17 protein-coding genes and 4 tRNA genes are annotated in these 16273 nt (G+C 34.2%); 12 read left to right on the forward strand and 9 right to left on the reverse strand.

Annotation, left to right across the window (positions count from 1 at the left end; translation table 11 throughout):
• Nucleotides 1–286: 286 nt before the first annotated feature.
• On the reverse strand, nucleotides 287–613 hold the full coding sequence (locus OEA66_RS07365) for a hypothetical protein (protein ID WP_267280756.1): 327 nt from the start codon (nucleotides 611–613) through the stop codon (nucleotides 287–289).
• Between the two features lie 182 nt (nucleotides 614–795).
• Between OEA66_RS07365 and OEA66_RS07370 the strand changes: the two genes are divergently transcribed.
• The 11 genes from OEA66_RS07370 (at nucleotide 796) to OEA66_RS07420 (ending at nucleotide 8903) form a co-directional block, all read left to right on the forward strand.
• A complete protein-coding gene (locus OEA66_RS07370; protein WP_267280757.1) occupies nucleotides 796–2640 on the forward strand; it encodes a chloride channel protein in 1845 nt (614 codons plus the stop codon).
• A 110-nt stretch (nucleotides 2641–2750) separates the two neighbouring features.
• On the forward strand, nucleotides 2751–3314 hold the full coding sequence (locus tag OEA66_RS07375) for a hypothetical protein (RefSeq protein WP_267280758.1): 564 nt from the start codon (nucleotides 2751–2753) through the stop codon (nucleotides 3312–3314).
• Nucleotides 3315–3320: 6 nt separating this feature from the next.
• Nucleotides 3321–5444: a cation:proton antiporter gene (locus OEA66_RS07380; RefSeq protein WP_267280759.1), complete on the forward strand. Its 2124-nt coding sequence runs from the start codon at nucleotides 3321–3323 to the stop codon at nucleotides 5442–5444.
• 178 nt (nucleotides 5445–5622) lie between these two features.
• Entirely contained in the window at nucleotides 5623–5943 is a 321-nt protein-coding gene (locus OEA66_RS07385) for a hypothetical protein (RefSeq protein WP_267280760.1), read from the forward strand.
• Nucleotides 5944–6020: 77 nt separating this feature from the next.
• A complete protein-coding gene (rpsT, locus tag OEA66_RS07390; RefSeq protein WP_048501176.1) occupies nucleotides 6021–6275 on the forward strand; it encodes a 30S ribosomal protein S20 in 255 nt (84 codons plus the stop codon).
• Nucleotides 6276–6285: 10 nt separating this feature from the next.
• Nucleotides 6286–6357, forward strand: a tRNA-Glu gene (locus OEA66_RS07395).
• Nucleotides 6358–6453: 96 nt separating this feature from the next.
• Nucleotides 6454–6525, forward strand: a tRNA-Glu gene (locus OEA66_RS07400).
• A 96-nt stretch (nucleotides 6526–6621) separates the two neighbouring features.
• A tRNA-Glu gene (locus OEA66_RS07405) sits at nucleotides 6622–6693 on the forward strand.
• Nucleotides 6694–6789: 96 nt separating this feature from the next.
• Nucleotides 6790–6861, forward strand: a tRNA-Glu gene (locus tag OEA66_RS07410).
• Nucleotides 6862–6991: 130 nt separating this feature from the next.
• Nucleotides 6992–7648, forward strand: coding sequence for a FadR/GntR family transcriptional regulator (locus OEA66_RS07415; protein ID WP_267280761.1), 657 nt, complete (start codon nucleotides 6992–6994; stop codon nucleotides 7646–7648).
• 28 nt (nucleotides 7649–7676) lie between these two features.
• The gene (locus OEA66_RS07420) at nucleotides 7677–8903 is read left to right on the forward strand and encodes an MFS transporter (RefSeq protein WP_267280762.1); all 1227 of its coding nucleotides are present in this window, start codon (nucleotides 7677–7679) and stop codon (nucleotides 8901–8903) included.
• A gap of 480 nt (nucleotides 8904–9383) precedes the next feature.
• On the opposite strand, the gene OEA66_RS07425 is transcribed toward OEA66_RS07420, so the two are convergent.
• The 5 genes from OEA66_RS07425 to OEA66_RS07445 form a co-directional block, all read right to left on the reverse strand.
• Entirely contained in the window at nucleotides 9384–9620 is a 237-nt protein-coding gene (locus OEA66_RS07425) for a hypothetical protein (protein WP_267280763.1), read from the reverse strand.
• Between the two features lie 64 nt (nucleotides 9621–9684).
• Complete coding sequence (locus tag OEA66_RS07430) at nucleotides 9685–10359, reverse strand: superoxide dismutase (protein ID WP_267280764.1); 675 nt, start codon at nucleotides 10357–10359, stop codon at nucleotides 9685–9687.
• A 108-nt stretch (nucleotides 10360–10467) separates the two neighbouring features.
• Nucleotides 10468–11151 (reverse strand): SCO family protein, encoded by a 684-nt coding sequence (locus OEA66_RS07435; protein WP_267280765.1) that lies wholly within the window; start codon nucleotides 11149–11151, stop codon nucleotides 10468–10470.
• Complete coding sequence (locus OEA66_RS07440; protein WP_267280766.1) at nucleotides 11138–11413, reverse strand: YHS domain-containing protein; 276 nt, start codon at nucleotides 11411–11413, stop codon at nucleotides 11138–11140. The genes OEA66_RS07435 and OEA66_RS07440 overlap by 14 nt, the downstream gene beginning before the upstream one ends.
• A gap of 213 nt (nucleotides 11414–11626) precedes the next feature.
• Nucleotides 11627–11989: a hypothetical protein gene (locus OEA66_RS07445; RefSeq protein WP_267280767.1), complete on the reverse strand. Its 363-nt coding sequence runs from the start codon at nucleotides 11987–11989 to the stop codon at nucleotides 11627–11629.
• A 163-nt stretch (nucleotides 11990–12152) separates the two neighbouring features.
• Between OEA66_RS07445 and OEA66_RS07450 the strand changes: the two genes are divergently transcribed.
• The gene (locus OEA66_RS07450) at nucleotides 12153–12560 is read left to right on the forward strand and encodes a type II 3-dehydroquinate dehydratase (RefSeq protein WP_267280768.1); all 408 of its coding nucleotides are present in this window, start codon (nucleotides 12153–12155) and stop codon (nucleotides 12558–12560) included.
• Nucleotides 12561–12690: 130 nt separating this feature from the next.
• Here the strand turns inward: OEA66_RS07450 and pckA are convergent, their stop codons facing one another.
• The 3 genes from pckA to fabD all read right to left on the reverse strand — a co-directional run bounded on the left by pckA (nucleotide 12691) and on the right by fabD (nucleotide 16227).
• Nucleotides 12691–14307, reverse strand: coding sequence for a phosphoenolpyruvate carboxykinase (ATP) (pckA, locus tag OEA66_RS07455; RefSeq protein ID WP_267280769.1), 1617 nt, complete (start codon nucleotides 14305–14307; stop codon nucleotides 12691–12693).
• 127 nt (nucleotides 14308–14434) lie between these two features.
• A complete protein-coding gene (locus tag OEA66_RS07460) occupies nucleotides 14435–15340 on the reverse strand; it encodes a GYDIA family GHMP kinase (protein ID WP_267280770.1) in 906 nt (301 codons plus the stop codon).
• A gap of 11 nt (nucleotides 15341–15351) precedes the next feature.
• Complete coding sequence (gene fabD, locus OEA66_RS07465) at nucleotides 15352–16227, reverse strand: ACP S-malonyltransferase (RefSeq protein ID WP_267266549.1); 876 nt, start codon at nucleotides 16225–16227, stop codon at nucleotides 15352–15354.
• Nucleotides 16228–16273 lie beyond the last annotated feature (46 nt).

Here is a 16273-nt window from a genome sequence, read left to right on the forward strand (position 1 = left end):
GATCTCTTTTAATTTATTTTATTTGACTATTTTTTACATTATAAAAAATATTACCTTTGCACCACCCTAGACGGGAGATTTCTAGTTCTTACAATTTAATCATGAAAAATTAAAGTTTTGTCTCTGATTTGTCCCTGACGTTTCAAACAATGCTTTATTCATGGTCTTTTAGAGATAGAATTAGATTCTCCTATAGACTACAACAAAAAGTTCTCTTTTCAGAGAACTTTTTGTTGTCTATAAGGTCATTTAATGATCAAAAAAATCATTATCAATCTTTTTTAAACTACAATTTCTTATAAACTTTGTGAAGTTTAAATTTATTGGCTCTGTTTTTCCTGTAAACATTAAATTTTTGAGTATTCGCTTCTTTAGAAATAGAATCTCCAACCTTAATATCTAATGGTAAAATTCCCGTTGAATCAATCCTTAATCCATTTTTTAAATAAAACTCAGTGGTTCTTAATTGCCAATTACTTCTTTTCACAACTTTGGAGTTTACTTTTTCAATATAAAATCTGTTGTTAGGATGATTATTATAAACTAAAAATACGACAACAACTATTACAACTATAACGATTGGCAAAAATTTAATATACTTTCTCTTCATCATAATTTAAAATTAATTTCATTTAGAATACCTAATAGTCATTTTTTTCATCACTAGTAGATTTTCTTATAAACTCTCCAAAACTACTCATTTTTCAAAACAAAAATTAACTTCAGCCTCCCTGAAAAAATATTCCCTAAATTTGTGGCTTCTATTATTTCAACCCACTCTCAAAATTTAAGCAGGTGAAAATTCATAATAAAAGAAAGTTTCTAAGCTTTTTAAAATTTAAAAGAGACTTTCAAAAGTATGGACTCGAAAAAGCCCGAAGCTACGAACTCATACTTCATTGGCTAAACACCAGACTGAGCCGAAATCAATTTCTTGTACTTTCGGGAATTCTTGTGGGTTGTACTGCAGGTTTGGCAGGAGTTGTTTTAAAAACTCTGGTTCACAGCATTCATAATTTTATCACGACAAAAGTTCATTTTGAATATCAGATTTTATTCTACATTATATTTCCTTTTTTAGGAATTGTTCTTACAACGCTTGTTGTTTTAAGTATATTCAAAGGGCAAGACAGAAAAGGGATTGGTGCTATTTTATATGAAATTGCCCAGAATTCAAGCATAGTTTCTTCAGTGAAAATGTATTCTCAGATTATCCAAAGTGCAATTACCGTTAGTTTGGGTGGTTCTGCAGGTCTTGAAAGTCCCATTGCCGTTACGGGAGCAGCAATTGGCTCTAATTATGCACAAACCTATCGTTTAACTTATAAAGAAAGAACCCTTTTATTGGCTGCAGGAGCAACTGCAGGAATTGCTTCAGCATTCAACGCTCCAATTGCAGGAATTATGTTCGCTTTTGAAATCTTATTAACCGGAGTGGTTTTTACAGATTTTATTCCCTTAGTTGTAGCTGCGGTTTGTGGAAGTCTTCTTTCGAGAATTTTACTTCAGGAAGATGTGCTTTTCAGATTTTATACAAGGGAAGCTTTTAATTATTTAAACGTTCCTTATTATTTGATTTTAGGAATTTTCAGCGGATTGTATGCAAGATATTTTGTTGTGATATCACAAAAAGTGGAGCATTTCATAAAGAATTTAAAGTTTTCACGCCTTAGAAAAGCAATGTTTGGCGGAGCAGTTTTATCGTTGCTTTGTGTGCTTTTCCCACCATTATTCGGGGAAGGTTATGATACAGTGAAAGCTTTCACCAACGGAAACACACATTTTATAATAGAAAACAGCTTGTTCAGATATTTTGAGATTAAAAATTTCACCATTATTATTTTCTTGGTTCTTGTTCTTTTATTGAAAGCATTTGCAACCTCTTTTACCATTTTTAGTGGCGGAAACGGAGGTAATTTTGCACCTTCCCTTTTTGCAGGAGGTACAGTTGGATATTTATTTGCGATTATTTGTCAACAATTGGGTTTTGAAAATGTTCCGGTTACCAATCTTGTTTTGGTCGGAATGGCAGGAACGATGAGCGGAGTAATGTATGCTCCTTTAACTGCGATTTTTCTGATTGCAGAATCAAGTTTTGGGTATGATTTATTTATTCCTTTGATGATTGTTTCGATTATTTCTTATTTAATTGCCAAATGGTTCTCTCCTATTTCTCCCGAGCTAAAATCATTGGCAGATCAGGGAAAAATTTTCACGAATAAGCATGACGAAAATTTATTGTTTTCACTAAAAACCGAAGATTTCATCGACCGGTATTCTCAGACAATTTCCGTTAATGCACCTGTTACAGAACTTTTTGATTTGGTAAAAAACGGAAGTAAAAACATTTTTGCTGTCGTAAATGATGACAAAACACTAAAAGGAGTTTTAACATTAGATGATATTCGACCTTATTTATTTTCAAATGATGAAGTTTCGGCAACTCTGATTCAAATGATGAAAACCCCGGTTGCAATTATTCATCCCGAAGATCAGCCTTTGGAAATTCTTAAAACTTTTGACGATACCGGAGTCTGGAATTTACCTGTTGTAGATGAGAAAAATCAATTCATCGGTTTTATATCAAAATCAACAATTTTGATGAGTTACAGACAGCTTTTGAAAGATTATTCCAACTAAAATTTGATTCCATTTTTAGCTTTAATTAAATATTTAAGACTTCTTTTCTTGGTTAAAAAATAGTTTTTATCGGTAAGTTTTCCTTATATTTAGGGAACAACTTATTTTTTATGAAAAATTTTATACTCGCCATTTTCCTCTTATTATTTCTCGTTAACTGCGACAACAAAGACAAAGCAAACGATTTGAAATTGAGAGAAAAACAATTATTAGATAAAGAAAAATCTTTCGCAGTAAAAGAAGCAGAGTACAATTCACTCATAAAAATGAGAGATAGTATCTTTGCTTTACAACACTCAGATTCCATAAAAATAGTGAAATGGCCAGATGAAATTACCGGGTCATGGATTGGAAAAGTAATCTGTACAGAATCCAACTGCAGTGATTATGTAGTGGGAGATCAACGAACCGATACTTGGGAATTCGACAGTGATTCACAGCAATTATTCTCCAAAATTATCAATAACAATAATTTAGTACGATTATACTCCGGAAAGTTTGAAAACAACGAAATCAAACTTAATTTTAAAACAGATTCCACTGCAAAAAAACAGGTAGACATGAACGTTCTCCTGAATGATATTTCAGACTCTAAAATGAAAGGCATTAGAACCATTGCGGTTGACAACTGCATGGCGAAATTTTCTGTAGAATTGGTACGTTCCAAAAAATAGACACAAATGACTTTACTAAGCATACACAACCTGAGTCTTCCCATCGAAGATCCGGTACTGAAGTTTCTTTTGGTACTGATTATTATTCTGGCAGCACCACTTTTACTCAATAAAATTAAAGTTCCGCACTTACTGGGATTAATCATTGCAGGAGCGGTAATCGGTCCGAATGGATTCAATGTTCTGGCAAGAGACAGCAGCATTGTAGTGACTGGAACAACGGGACTGCTCTACATTATGTTTCTCGCCGGTCTGGAAATCGACATGGGAGATTTCAAGAAAAATAAATGGAAAAGTTTAACGTTCGGAATCTACACTTTCGTTGTCCCTTTTGTTTTAGGATATCTAGGTGGAATTTATATTTTAAATTTTTCGGTTTTAACTTCCATTCTTTTTGCCAGTTTATTTTCTTCACACACATTAATTGCCTATCCTTTAGTCAGTAAATTAGGAATTGCTAAAAACTCAGCAGTTAATATTACGGTTGGAGGAACAATGATTACCGATGTTTTGGCGCTTTTGGTTCTTGCGATTATTGTCGGAATGTCTCAAGGTGATGTAGGAACAGAATTTTGGTTAAAACTTTCCATTTCATTTATTGTTTTTGCAGTGATTGTTTTGGTGATTTTCCCGATGATTGGAAGATGGTTTTTCAAAAAAGTGGATGATAAAATTTCGCAGTACATTTTTGTATTGGTAATGATTTATCTCGCTGCTTTATTGGCAGAATTAGCAGGAGTTGAAGCGATTATCGGAGCCTTTTTTGCGGGATTGGCTTTAAATAGATTGATTCCTCATACTTCTTCATTAATGAACCGTGTAGAATTTGTCGGAAATGCTATTTTCATTCCTTTCTTTTTGATTAGTGTCGGAATGCTGATTGATTTTAAAGTTTTCTTTAAAAGCTGGGAAACCTTGGAAGTTGCAGGAATCATGCTCGTTGCATCGATTGGAGGGAAATATCTTTCGGCTGTTGCAACGCAAAAAACTTTCAGACTTTCTAAAGATGAAGGGAAATTGATTTTTGGCTTAAGTTCAGCTTCTGCAGCGGCAACATTAGCTTCCGTAATGGTTGGTTACAACATTATTCTTTCTGAAACTGAAACCGGAGAACCAATCAGGCTACTCAACGAACACGTTTTAAACGGCAGTATTTTATTAATTCTGATTTCGTGTACCATTTCATCATTTATTTCGATGGCAAGTGCGCAGAAAATTGCAGAACAGGATAATGAAGAAACCGTTTCAGGAAACAGTCACGAACAGGAAAATATTCTTTTAGCCTTAAATTATGAAGCGACCGTCGATAGAATGGTAAATCTTGGAATTTTAATTAAAGCCCATTCAAATACAGAAAATTTATTTGCACTAAATGTGATTAATGCAGATAAAAATGAATCTTCCGTGAAAAATGCAGACAAACTTTTACATCAAGCAACCGATGCAGCTGCAGCAGCGGATGTGAAAATCCAATCTTTAAAAAGATATGACAACGATGTGATTAATGGGGTAAATAACGTTATTAAAGAACAAAATATCACCGATTTAATTATAGGTTTGGAAGATGAAAAAGGTTTTTCTCCTTCTTTTGCCTACAATCTTTATAATGGATATTTACAGAGTGACGACGTGAATGTGTTGGTATATCATGCGGCACAACCTTTATCTACTATAAAAAGATATGCTGTAATGATTCCGGAAAATGCGCATAGAGAAGCAGGATTTTTTCACGCTTTGTTGAGAGTTTGGAATATGGCAAGAAATTCCGGCGCTACAATCACTTTTTATGCAACAGAAGAAATTTTAGATATTTTACAAAAAATCATTAAAAAAGCCAACATCGAAGCAGAGTTCATCATCATGAACACCTGGAAAGATGGCGAAAAAACAGCAACCCAGCTAAAAGATAATGAAGCGCTTATTGTTTTTATGGCAAAAAGAGGCATGAAATCTTATATTCCACAAATGAGATTGATTCCTGAACTCATGAACAAATATCTCCACGATAAAAATTATCTGTTGATTTTCCCTTTTTCAGAGTTTGACAGTGCCAATTCTGAGAAAAGATCGGTAGGAAATCATGATGATTTTATGGAAATAGGAAATATAATTAAAAAGATTTTCAAGTAATTATGTAATAATTTGCGTAAATTTCAAATTTGATTTTGTTTAACATTTGAAAAATATTACTTTTGCAAAAGTTTAGAATGACTGAGAGATTGGTCGACAGGATAAAAACTGATAAACATTTACACTTATTTTTAAGCGTAGATAATACAGTCCTTACAGAACTACCAAATTTTATATCATGCCGAATTTAAAAATTCAAGAAGCAAAACTGCTTTTTAATAAGATTCGCTCCAACCCAAAAAGTTATGATTTAAAAACTAGTACGGAAGGGATTACAGGCAAGGATGATAAAATTAGTTTCAAACTTTACAGGAACGGGGAAAAAAGTGCTTTTGAAGTCACCATTGACGGACTCACTTTCACCAACTCAACTGGAGAATGGAACAATGCGATAATTATGTTGGAAAATATTATCAACAATATCGAAAAAGAAACTGAAAATAACAAAGTACAATTAGCACTAGACAAGCTTAAAAAGTACCTTTCAGAAGAAAACTAAAAATATTTTAAATTAATTAAAAATAAATTTGGTGGGTAATAAAAAAGTTTATAAATTTGCACTCACATTTAAACGATATGGCTAATCATAAATCAGCACTTAAAAGAATAAGACAAAACGAAGTTAGAAAAGTTCGTAACAGATACTATCACAAGACTGCTAGAACAGCTCTAAAAGTTTTAAGAAACGAAGAAAACAAAGCAGCTGCTACTGAGCAATTGCCAAAAGTTATCGCTTTGTTAGACAAATTAGCTAAGAAAAACATTATTCACAAGAATAAGGCAGCTAACTTGAAAAGTAAATTGACTAAGCACGTTAATAAATTAGCGTAATTATATAGTAGGCCCGTTCGTCTATCGGTTAGGACCTCAGGTTTTCATCCTGGTAAGAGGGGTTCGACTCCCCTACGGGCTACTAATTTTAATTACTATTAACCGAGTAATTAAGTAAGAGTTGAAACTTATAAAACAAAAAAACTAACCCTGTAAATTTATTTGCAGATTGGTAGATGGCCCGTTCGTCTATCGGTTAGGACCTCAGGTTTTCATCCTGGTAAGAGGGGTTCGACTCCCCTACGGGCTACTAATTTTAATTACTATTAACCGAGTAATTAAGTAAGAGTTGAAACTTATAAAACAAAAAAACTAACCCTGTAAATTTATTTGCAGATTGGTAGATGGCCCGTTCGTCTATCGGTTAGGACCTCAGGTTTTCATCCTGGTAAGAGGGGTTCGACTCCCCTACGGGCTACTAATTTTAATTACTATTAACCGAGTAATTAAGTAAGAGTTGAAACTTATAAAACAAAAAAACTAACCCTGTAAATTTATTTGCAGATTGGTAGATGGCCCGTTCGTCTATCGGTTAGGACCTCAGGTTTTCATCCTGGTAAGAGGGGTTCGACTCCCCTACGGGCTACAAAAAGAGATTTCAAAATTTGAAATCTCTTTTTTTGTTTAGATGCGGTCAAAAATCATACATGAAATCAGTTTAGTTAAATATAAATGTTATACTTTTGCAATTCATCAGATGATATGATGTTTTTGTTATGCAGATTCAAAGAAAAACTTTAGCGCAGGAAGTAGCAGAACGACTAATTGAAGGGATTTCCAACGATGAGTACACGATTGGGGAAAAACTTCCGATAGAATCTGAGCTGATGAAAATCTACGGCGTTGGTCGATCAAGTATTAGAGAAGCAATAAAAATATTATCCATTAAAGGAATTCTCAATGTGCAGCAAGGCGTAGGAACTTTTGTGGTTGCTAAGAATGCTCAGGAATCTTTAGAATCGCAAATGAATAAAGCGGAGATTCAGGATGTACAGGAAGTTCGCTCTCTGTTGGATTCAAAAATTGCAGCAAAAGCAGCAATGAACCGAAATGAAGAAGATTTAAAAAATATTAAAAAATATTTAGATCTAAGAACTCAGTACGCAGAAGAAAATCTCTCTACAGAATGTTATCAGGCAGATATCAATTTCCATCTGGCCATTGCAGAAGCTTGTGGAAACAAACTTTTAAAGGAAATTTATAAAGTCGCAACAAAACACATATTGAATTCTTTTGAAATCAGACATCACAACAATACCGACTCATTTAAAATTTCTCAAAAAATACATACCGATCTTTATCAGTCTATCGAAAATGGTAATGCTGAAAAAGCGTATATTATTGCACAAAAAATAGTTGATCAGATTTACTAAAAAAATTTAATAAAATTCATCAGATGATATGATGAATAAAAGTAATATTATGGAAAATATCTCTACAAAAACAATTGACACTACAAAAATTGTTTACCCTATCCTGTTCATGATTAGTTTTTCTCATTTTCTAAATGATCTAATTCAATCTACCATTCCTTCATTGTATCCCATAATAAAAGGAGAATTCAGTTTATCTTTTGCCCAGATTGGAATTATAACTTTGGTATTTCAACTCACTGCTTCTATTTTGCAACCATTTGTCGGAATTTATACGGATAAGAAACCCAATCCTAGATCTTTAGCCATCGGAATGGGATTATCAATGGCCGGATTACTTTTGTTGGCTGCTGCCCATCAGTATTATGTTATTCTTATTTCTGTTGCATTAATCGGAATGGGCTCTTCTATTTTTCATCCTGAAGCTTCAAGGGTTGCGCAATTAGCATCGGGCGGACAAAAAGGATTGGCTCAATCTATATTTCAGGTGGGTGGAAATTCAGGAAGCGCTGTCGGACCTTTATTGGTTGCGTTGATTATTCTTCCTTTAGGACAAGGTTATGTAGGATTGTTTGCCATAGCAGCTTTTATCGGAATTATTGTATTATGGAGAATCGGAAATTGGTATGCCGAAAGATTATCACTAAAAAAATCAGCAAAACATCCAAGCGACATTATCGAAATACAACTTTCCCGTAAAAAGGTTTTGTTTTCAGTGATTATTCTATTGGCTTTGGTATTTTCAAAATATATTTACCTGGCTTCAATGACCAATTATTTTACTTTTTTCCTGATCGATAAATTCCACATTTCGGTACAAGATTCTCAGTTATTTTTATTCATGTTTTTAGCAGCCGTTGCTGTAGGAACCATTTTAGGAGGAAAATTAGGAGATAAATACGGCAGAAAAAAAATCATATGGATTTCTATTTTAGGAGCCGCTCCTTTCACACTTTGCCTTCCTTATCTTTCACTATTCTGGACCATTACTTTTGCAGTTATCATAGGATTAATCATTGCTTCAGCATTTTCTGCAATATTAGTCTACGCCACAGATTTGATGCCCAATAAAATCGGATTGGTTGCCGGATTATTTTTTGGATTTATGTTTGGAATGGGCGGAATTGGTTCTGCAGTTTTAGGAGCCGTCGCAGATGACACCAGCATAGAATATGTTTTCAAAATCTGCGCATTTTTACCTTTAATGGGAATCATCACTGCATTTTTACCTAATATAAAAGGTCATAAAAAATAGTCCTCAACACTGTGGATGAGGATTATTCCAATTAAAGAGTAGAATTTTAGGTTTAAGAAAGAATTACTGTAATTGCTTTATTCCTAAAATTCTATTTCTATTTATTTAAATTCCAAAGTTGATGACGAATCTTCTTCATCATTGCTTATACATGATGTGAATGTGAGAAAAGTAAATGCAATAAAGAATAGTGATAAAAATTTATAAATTTTCATTCTGATTTTGATTTTTAGTTGAATTGTTATTTTATGCTGCTTCTGCGATAGGGATGGTAGCGGTTATCCTTTTTGTCTTATGTGAATCGTTGTTTTATAGACTCACTTGGCAATACAAAAAGATATGAGCGGACAGCCCGACCCGAGCGGCTGGAATAGCCAGGGAAAGGGAATCGCCCAAAAAAGCTAATATGCATAACTAAAAAATCGGTGGTCTGAAAATGTTTCAGAAAGAGGAATGTGTAAACTGTTTTGTAAGTGAAATTCAGGTTTGGGAATGAGAGATGGTTCCCGATTGAGGTTTTGAAAATCTCTGTAGGAATGTAAAATCCAGTACTTTTTGAAGTGAATTTTTTCCTTTTGATAGTGGTGAAGAATCGGTATCATTTGTTTTTGCTAATTCTCTGGCCAAATAACATTTTCCGTTACAATGAAGGTCAACATTTTTCCTGTTGACGCAGAGTTCTTCACTGATGTATTGATAATCTACAGCATACTCCACCTACGGAATCAGAGGCATGAATACCGTGAAAAAGGTGAGAATATGCTGCAAATTAAATTCAGGCCTATTTTTTGCTTAAAGCTTCGTCATATCTTCTGCTGATTTCTTTCCAGTTGGTAACGTTCCAGATGGCAGTTAAGTAATCCGCTCTTTTGTTTTGATATTTCAGGTAGTAAGCGTGCTCCCAAACGTCGATTCCGAAGATTGGAGTTCCTTTTTCTTCCACAACATCCATCAGAGGATTATCCTGATTTGCCGTTGAAGAAACGAATAACTTCCCACTTTTATCAACAGACAGCCACGCCCAGCCAGAACCGAAACGCTCCGCTCCTGCTTTAGCCATTTTTTCTTTAAAGGCATCCATGCTACCGAAAGCATCAGTGATTGCTTTTGATAATTTAGCTGAAGGCTTTGTGTCTTTTTGTGGAGTCAGAACCGTCCAGAATAACTCATGGTTGTAATGTCCACCGGCGTTATTTCTTACCGCCATTGGCAAAGTTCCCGCCTTTGAAAGAATTTCAAACAACGACTGTTTCTCTTGTGGAGTTCCTGCGATTGCTTTATTCAAATTTGCCACGTAAGCCGCTGCGTGTTTTGAATAGTGAATCTCCATAGTTTGTGCGTCCACATTTCCCTCTAGTGCGTTGTAAGAATATGGTAAAGGTGTTTGCTTGAACTGTGCAAACGCAAATTGCGCCGCAAATACTGCAGTGAATGCAGCTACTTTAAAAATCTTCATAATGTTTTGTATGTAAGGTTAAACTTTTATTTTTTTTGGATGATGGGTGATGGAAGTCTTTTTTTGGTGTGATCGTAACTTTCCATATCCAGCTTCATGCTTCTGTCTTTATTTCAATAATTTCTTAATATCCTCAATTAAAATTTCTCTGTCGGGGTGAAACTTCCCGGTCAATTTAGGGATTTTTCCTTCGGCATCTTCATAATTCAATCCTGAATAATAGAGAATGGGCATATTTTCTTTGTTGTACCGACATCTGATGTTTCCGTCCTGATCGACTAATGCGATCATTCCGCTGTGATTGAGGTTTTCGCTTTCGTCTTCTTTATCACCAACATAGATATCAAACTGATCAGCTAGATTACCGATATAATCCCGGTCACCTGTCAGAAAATGCCAGTTTGAAGATTTAACGCCTATTCTTTGAGCATGACTTCTCAGCAATTTCGGGGTGTCATTTTCAGGATCAATACTGATGGAAATGATTCCAAAATCAGGATTATTGATCTCCTCTTCAATCGCTCTCATGTTGGAATTCATCACCGGACAAATCGTTGGACATTTGCTGAAGAAAAATTCAACCAAATAAACTTTTCCCAACATATCTTTATTCGTCACTTCTTTATGGTTCTGATCCGTCAGTTCAAAATCAGGAACCTTCATCACCGTATACAGATTGCTTTTGAAGTAACTCATTCCAAATCCTATTCCTAAAAAGAGTAAGGCAATAACTGCAACCGGAATGATAATCTTCTTTTTTGCACTGCTATCGGTCTTTTTATTTCTGGACATATTTCTCAGGATTTTTCTTAAACTCATCCTTACAGTAGCTACTGCAAAAACCGTACGTTTTATTTTTATAAACTGCAGTATCTTTCATATCAGATTCTGTTTTCATGTGACAGATAGGGTCAACTGCATTGGCAAACTTCACTGTTTTTACAGTTGATTTTGAAGCGTTATTCTTTGTTTTATGCTTTACTTTTGGGGTTTCCTGCGCACAGGCAAATAACGAAACGGACAGTAATGCCGTTAAGAAAATCTTTGATTTCATTTTATTTAAATTGAAATTAATAATTGATTTGAATGAAACTAATTAAAGCTTTAAACTAAATTTAATATTACTTAAATATTTGAACCATTAAGATCAGTTTAGTTGTTAAGATTGTTGAAGTAAATCGAATAGATTTTTAAGCATACAACTTACACCTTTTAATCTTCGATAGTTTATAGATTAAACACAACTAGAAATTTAGTTTAAATGAAGTTAGGATAATGGAGGATGGAAAATTCGTGAGAAATATTCTGAAGTATGAGAATCTTTGTAATCCGAATTAGGATTTTTTAATTGAATCTCTGATGATAATTGATTTGAAAAAGAAAAAATTTCGTGAGATAGAAACACATCTAATCCTGTAATTTTTATATTCTGAACGTTATTGGATTGCTTTTCAGTTTTTGCCAGTTCTTTTTTGACGAAACATTTTCCTTTACAGTCAGACTCAATAACTTTTCGGTTCTCACAAAGATTTTTCACAATATAGTCATAGTTGACCGCATAATTGACCAATGGCAAAACAGGACGGATTGCAATGGTGAAAACGATGAAAAAGGATAAGAGAAACTTCAAGTATCAAATCTTTACCACAAATATAGTGTAGAAAATTGAGTTGAGTGGTAACTTATGATGAATGTCAGTTTTGGTATTAAAATTGGATATTTGCATTTTTTGTCAAGAAAAAAATTTGAAAGCGCACAATTATATTTTCATTTAAATTATTTAAATTTATCCTATGAAAGTTTTAATTGTAAACGGTCCAAATTTGAATCTTTTGGGAACCAGAGAACCTGAAATCTATGGAAACATTTCCATGGAAGATTATCTGGAAAAGCTGAAATCTGAGTTTTCTTCGCATGAAATAAATTATTACCAATCAAACATCGAAGGTGAATTGATTAACAGACTTCAGGAAGATAATTTTGATGCGGTTGTGATTAATCCGGGAGCTTTCACACATTATTCGTATGCAATTGCTGATTGTTTAAAAAATATTCAGAAACAGAAAGTGGAAGTGCACATCAGCAATATTTACAAGAGAGAAGAATTCAGACAAAAATCTGTGACGGCAGCATGTACGGATGCGGTTTTGTCAGGTTTTGGGATGGAGGGTTATCGATTGGCGGTTTTGAGTTTGAAATAGTCTTCCAACAGCACATCAATAATTCTGCAAATTTCATCATACACTCGCAGATTTTAGAGATTACGCAGATTTTTTGATTCAATAAATAAAATAAAAAAGCCTCATCAATCGACGAGGCTCTTCACTATTTCTAAATGGTCTGTTCCTGTAACTGAGGACCAGAAGCAATCAGCTTTTTGGCTTCGTCATTACCGCAGTACTGCTCGAAGTTTTTGATATATTTTGCAGCAAGATCTTTTGCTTTCTCTTCCCATTCTGCAACGTCACTGTAAGTATTTCTTGGGTCTAAAATTCCTTCAGAAACATTTGGTAACGAAGTTGGAATTTCAAGATTCATCACTGGAATCGTAGTTTTCTCAGCATTTTCAATTGATCCGTCAATGATAGAATCAATGATTGCTCTTGTGTCTTTTAAAGAAATTCTTTTTCCGGTTCCGTTCCAACCTGTGTTTACCAAGTAAGCTTTAGCACCGTGCTCTTTCATTTTACCAATCAATGTCTTAGAATACATAGTTGGATGTAATGTTAAGAATGCTTCTCCAAATGCCGGAGAGAAAGACGGTTCAGGTTCTGTAATTCCTCTTTCAGTTCCTGCTAATTTAGAAGTGTAACCGCAAAGGAAGTGATATTGAGCCTGATCTTCATCTAAAATTGAAACCGGAGGCAAAACTCCGAAAGCATCCGCAGAAAGATAAACAATCTTACTTGCGTGACCTGCTTTAGAAGGCAAAACGATTTTGTTAATATGATAAATAGGGTAAGAAACTCTCGTGTTTTCTGTGATAGATCCGTCTGTATAATCAGCAATTCCCTCATTTACTACAACGTTTTCAAGAAGTGCATCTCTCTTAATTGCTCTGAAAATATCCGGCTCTTTTTCTGCTGACAAATCGATTACTTTAGCATAACAACCGCCTTCATAATTGAAAACTCCGTTGTTATCCCACCCGTGCTCGTCGTCACCAATTAAATATCTTTTAGGATCTGCTGACAAAGTAGTTTTTCCTGTTCCCGAAAGTCCGAAGAATAACGCTACATCTCCATCTTCACCAACGTTTGCAGAACAGTGCATTGATGCCATTCCTTTTAATGGAAGGTAATAATTCATCATCGCAAACATTCCTTTTTTCATTTCTCCACCGTACCAAGTTCCGCCGATAATCTGAAGTTTTTCAGTAAGGTTGAACATCACGAAGTTTTCAGAATTTAATTCCTGCTCTTCCCAGTTTGGATTTGTAGTTTTTGAACCATTAATTACTGTGAAATCCGGCTCTCCATAGTTTTCTAAATCGAAATGAGAGGGACGAATGAACATATTTGTAACGAAGTGCGCTTGCCACGCAACTTCTACGATAAATCTTACTTTAAGTCTTGTATCATCATTGGTACCGCAAAATGTATCGACAACGTAGATTTTTTTGGCATCAGAAAGTTGATTTAAAACTAAATCTTTACAAGATTCGAAAATTTCGGGTGTTGTAGGTAAATTTACCTTACCATCCCAGAAAATAGTATTTTTTGTAACATCATCCTCTACAATATACCTGTCTTTAGGTGAGCGACCTGTGAAAATTCCTGTTTTTACAGATACTGCACCAGATTCTGTTAATTCAGCTTTCTCAAAACCCTGATTTTCAGGTGACATTTCCGCTTGATATAATTCTTCGTAAGAAGGATTATAAATTAATTCGTAATCTCCTTTAATCCCTAATTTTTGTAAATCTTGGACGATTTTAGCGTTTTTCATTTTACTTATATTTTCTGTTTCTTTTTGTTGGTTTAACAGCAGTAATATTAACTAATTGTTAAACTTCGATAAATATAAACATATAAGTGAAAATGACAAATAAAAAATAGACCTTTTAACTAATTGATTAACAATATATTAAATCATCCCATTCGTAAATAGTGGTAAAACCTTTGCCCCAAAAATAGTCTTCAAAGCCATCAAATTTTGCACTCATTACAAAATCTCCGCCCCAAGCGCCTAAACTTTTGACAAATTTTGCACAATCTGCAAAATAAATTGATTTAACTGTAGGAATTTCAATAAAATCTGAAATTCGTTGTTCATGTAGCATAATTAAATCAGAAAATTTATCTAATTCATCACACAATAAAATATTTCTTGTGAGATTAGAAAATTCGTCAACTAATTTTTGAGACTTTATTTTAGACTTATAAAGATTGATTCCTTCCCGGCTGTTTTGCTTTTGATTTAAGTGAATGAAAATCAGTTCATTCTTAAATTTCGGATTAAAATTTACCTTTTCAAAATGAATTTCAGGTTTGTTTTGGAATAACACTGCAGATTTAGCATGAGCAACGGCAATATCATATCCACTTCCGCCCAAACTTATTGAATTTAAATGAAAAGGATTAATTTGAGACCATTCCGCCAAATTATTCATCAAAGTAGAACTGCTTCCCAAACCGTAATCGGCAGGAAACTGAAGGTTGGTTTTTAAATGGTATGTATCTGTTTTTTTAAATTTTGTTTCAGAAAGACCCTGAACGTTTTTGAGAGTTTTAAGAATAAACTCTGCGCTTGTAGTAATATTGGTCTCTAAAACCTGCCAATTTTTATAATCGATGACAGCTTTTAACCATAATTTATTCTGATGACAAGCTTCCCAGAAAACAATTGATTTTCCGTCTGACTTTTCTTCAAAAAAAAACTCCTGTCCTAGCTTTGTGGGTACAGCTAAGACAAGAGCTCCGTCTACAGCGAAATATTCTGAAGTAAGCATCAGCTTTCCCGGTGAATAAATTTCGCCCATTTTATTATAATTTAGATTGCAGAAGCAGAAGTTACTTCGCCATCAATTTTCTTGATTAAACCTTGAAGTGTTTTTCCAGGACCCACTTCTACAAAGTGAGTTGCACCATCTTTAATCATATTTTGTACAGACTGCGTCCATTTTACAGGACCTGTTAATTGAGCAATTAGATTTGCTTTAATTTGATCAGGATCTGTAACCGAAGTGGTGGTAATATTCTGATAAACAGGAATTGTTGCTTTTCTAAACTTCGTATTTTCAATTGCAGCAGCCAGTCTTTCTTGTGCAGGCTGCATTAAAGGTGAATGGAAAGCTCCGTTTACCGGTAATAACAATGCTCTTTTTGCTCCGGCTTCTTTTAATTTTGCACATGCTTCTTCTACAGCAACAGTTTCTCCTGAAATTACCAATTGCCCGGGACAGTTGTAATTTGCAGGAACTACAATTCCGCTGATTGATGCGCAGATTTCTTCCACTTTAGCATCATCCAATCCTAAAATTGCAGCCATAGAACTAGGATTTGCATCACAAGCAGCCTGCATAGCTTTTGCTCTTTCAGAAACCAGTTTCAAACCATCATCAAAAGATAAAACTCCGTTTGCAACCAATGCTGAAAATTCTCCTAAAGAATGTCCTGCAACCATTTCAGCTCCAAGACCGTTTACTGCTTTCAAAGCAGCAACAGAATGTATAAATATTGAAGGTTGAGTAACCTCCGTTTTCTTAAGATCTTCATCTGCACCACTAAACATAATGGATAGAATGTCAAAACCTAAAATTTCATTGGCAGATTCCATCAAATCTTTAATGTCTTTACGGGAATCGTATAATTCTTTTCCCATACCTACAAACTGTGATCCCTGCCCAGGAAATACAAGTGCTTTCATTTATTTATTTAAAAATTAATACAAATATAGTTTAATTATAAAGTTC

Origin of the sequence: Chryseobacterium luquanense (assembly GCF_026460945.1) — a bacterium.
GTDB classification, from domain to species: Bacteria; Bacteroidota; Bacteroidia; order Flavobacteriales; family Weeksellaceae; genus Chryseobacterium; species Chryseobacterium luquanense.

What these genes read in the sequence shown, in the direction of transcription:
- OEA66_RS07365 (WP_267280756.1), bottom strand. Translation starts at nt 613, where the DNA reads ATGATGAAGAGAAAGTATATTAAATTTTTGCCAATCGTTATAGTTGTA.
- OEA66_RS07375 (WP_267280758.1), top strand. Translation starts at nt 2,751, where the DNA reads ATGAAAAATTTTATACTCGCCATTTTCCTCTTATTATTTCTCGTTAAC.
- OEA66_RS07380 (WP_267280759.1), top strand. Translation starts at nt 3,321, where the DNA reads ATGACTTTACTAAGCATACACAACCTGAGTCTTCCCATCGAAGATCCG.
- OEA66_RS07385 (WP_267280760.1), top strand. Translation starts at nt 5,623, where the DNA reads ATGCCGAATTTAAAAATTCAAGAAGCAAAACTGCTTTTTAATAAGATT.
- rpsT (WP_048501176.1), top strand. Translation starts at nt 6,021, where the DNA reads ATGGCTAATCATAAATCAGCACTTAAAAGAATAAGACAAAACGAAGTT.
- OEA66_RS07415 (WP_267280761.1), top strand. Translation starts at nt 6,992, where the DNA reads ATGCAGATTCAAAGAAAAACTTTAGCGCAGGAAGTAGCAGAACGACTA.
- OEA66_RS07420 (WP_267280762.1), top strand. Translation starts at nt 7,677, where the DNA reads ATGATGAATAAAAGTAATATTATGGAAAATATCTCTACAAAAACAATT.
- OEA66_RS07430 (WP_267280764.1), bottom strand. Translation starts at nt 10,359, where the DNA reads ATGAAGATTTTTAAAGTAGCTGCATTCACTGCAGTATTTGCGGCGCAA.
- OEA66_RS07435 (WP_267280765.1), bottom strand. Translation starts at nt 11,151, where the DNA reads ATGTCCAGAAATAAAAAGACCGATAGCAGTGCAAAAAAGAAGATTATC.
- OEA66_RS07440 (WP_267280766.1), bottom strand. Translation starts at nt 11,413, where the DNA reads ATGAAATCAAAGATTTTCTTAACGGCATTACTGTCCGTTTCGTTATTT.
- OEA66_RS07450 (WP_267280768.1), top strand. Translation starts at nt 12,153, where the DNA reads ATGAAAGTTTTAATTGTAAACGGTCCAAATTTGAATCTTTTGGGAACC.
- pckA (WP_267280769.1), bottom strand. Translation starts at nt 14,307, where the DNA reads ATGAAAAACGCTAAAATCGTCCAAGATTTACAAAAATTAGGGATTAAA.
- OEA66_RS07460 (WP_267280770.1), bottom strand. Translation starts at nt 15,340, where the DNA reads ATGGGCGAAATTTATTCACCGGGAAAGCTGATGCTTACTTCAGAATAT.
- fabD (WP_267266549.1), bottom strand. Translation starts at nt 16,227, where the DNA reads ATGAAAGCACTTGTATTTCCTGGGCAGGGATCACAGTTTGTAGGTATG.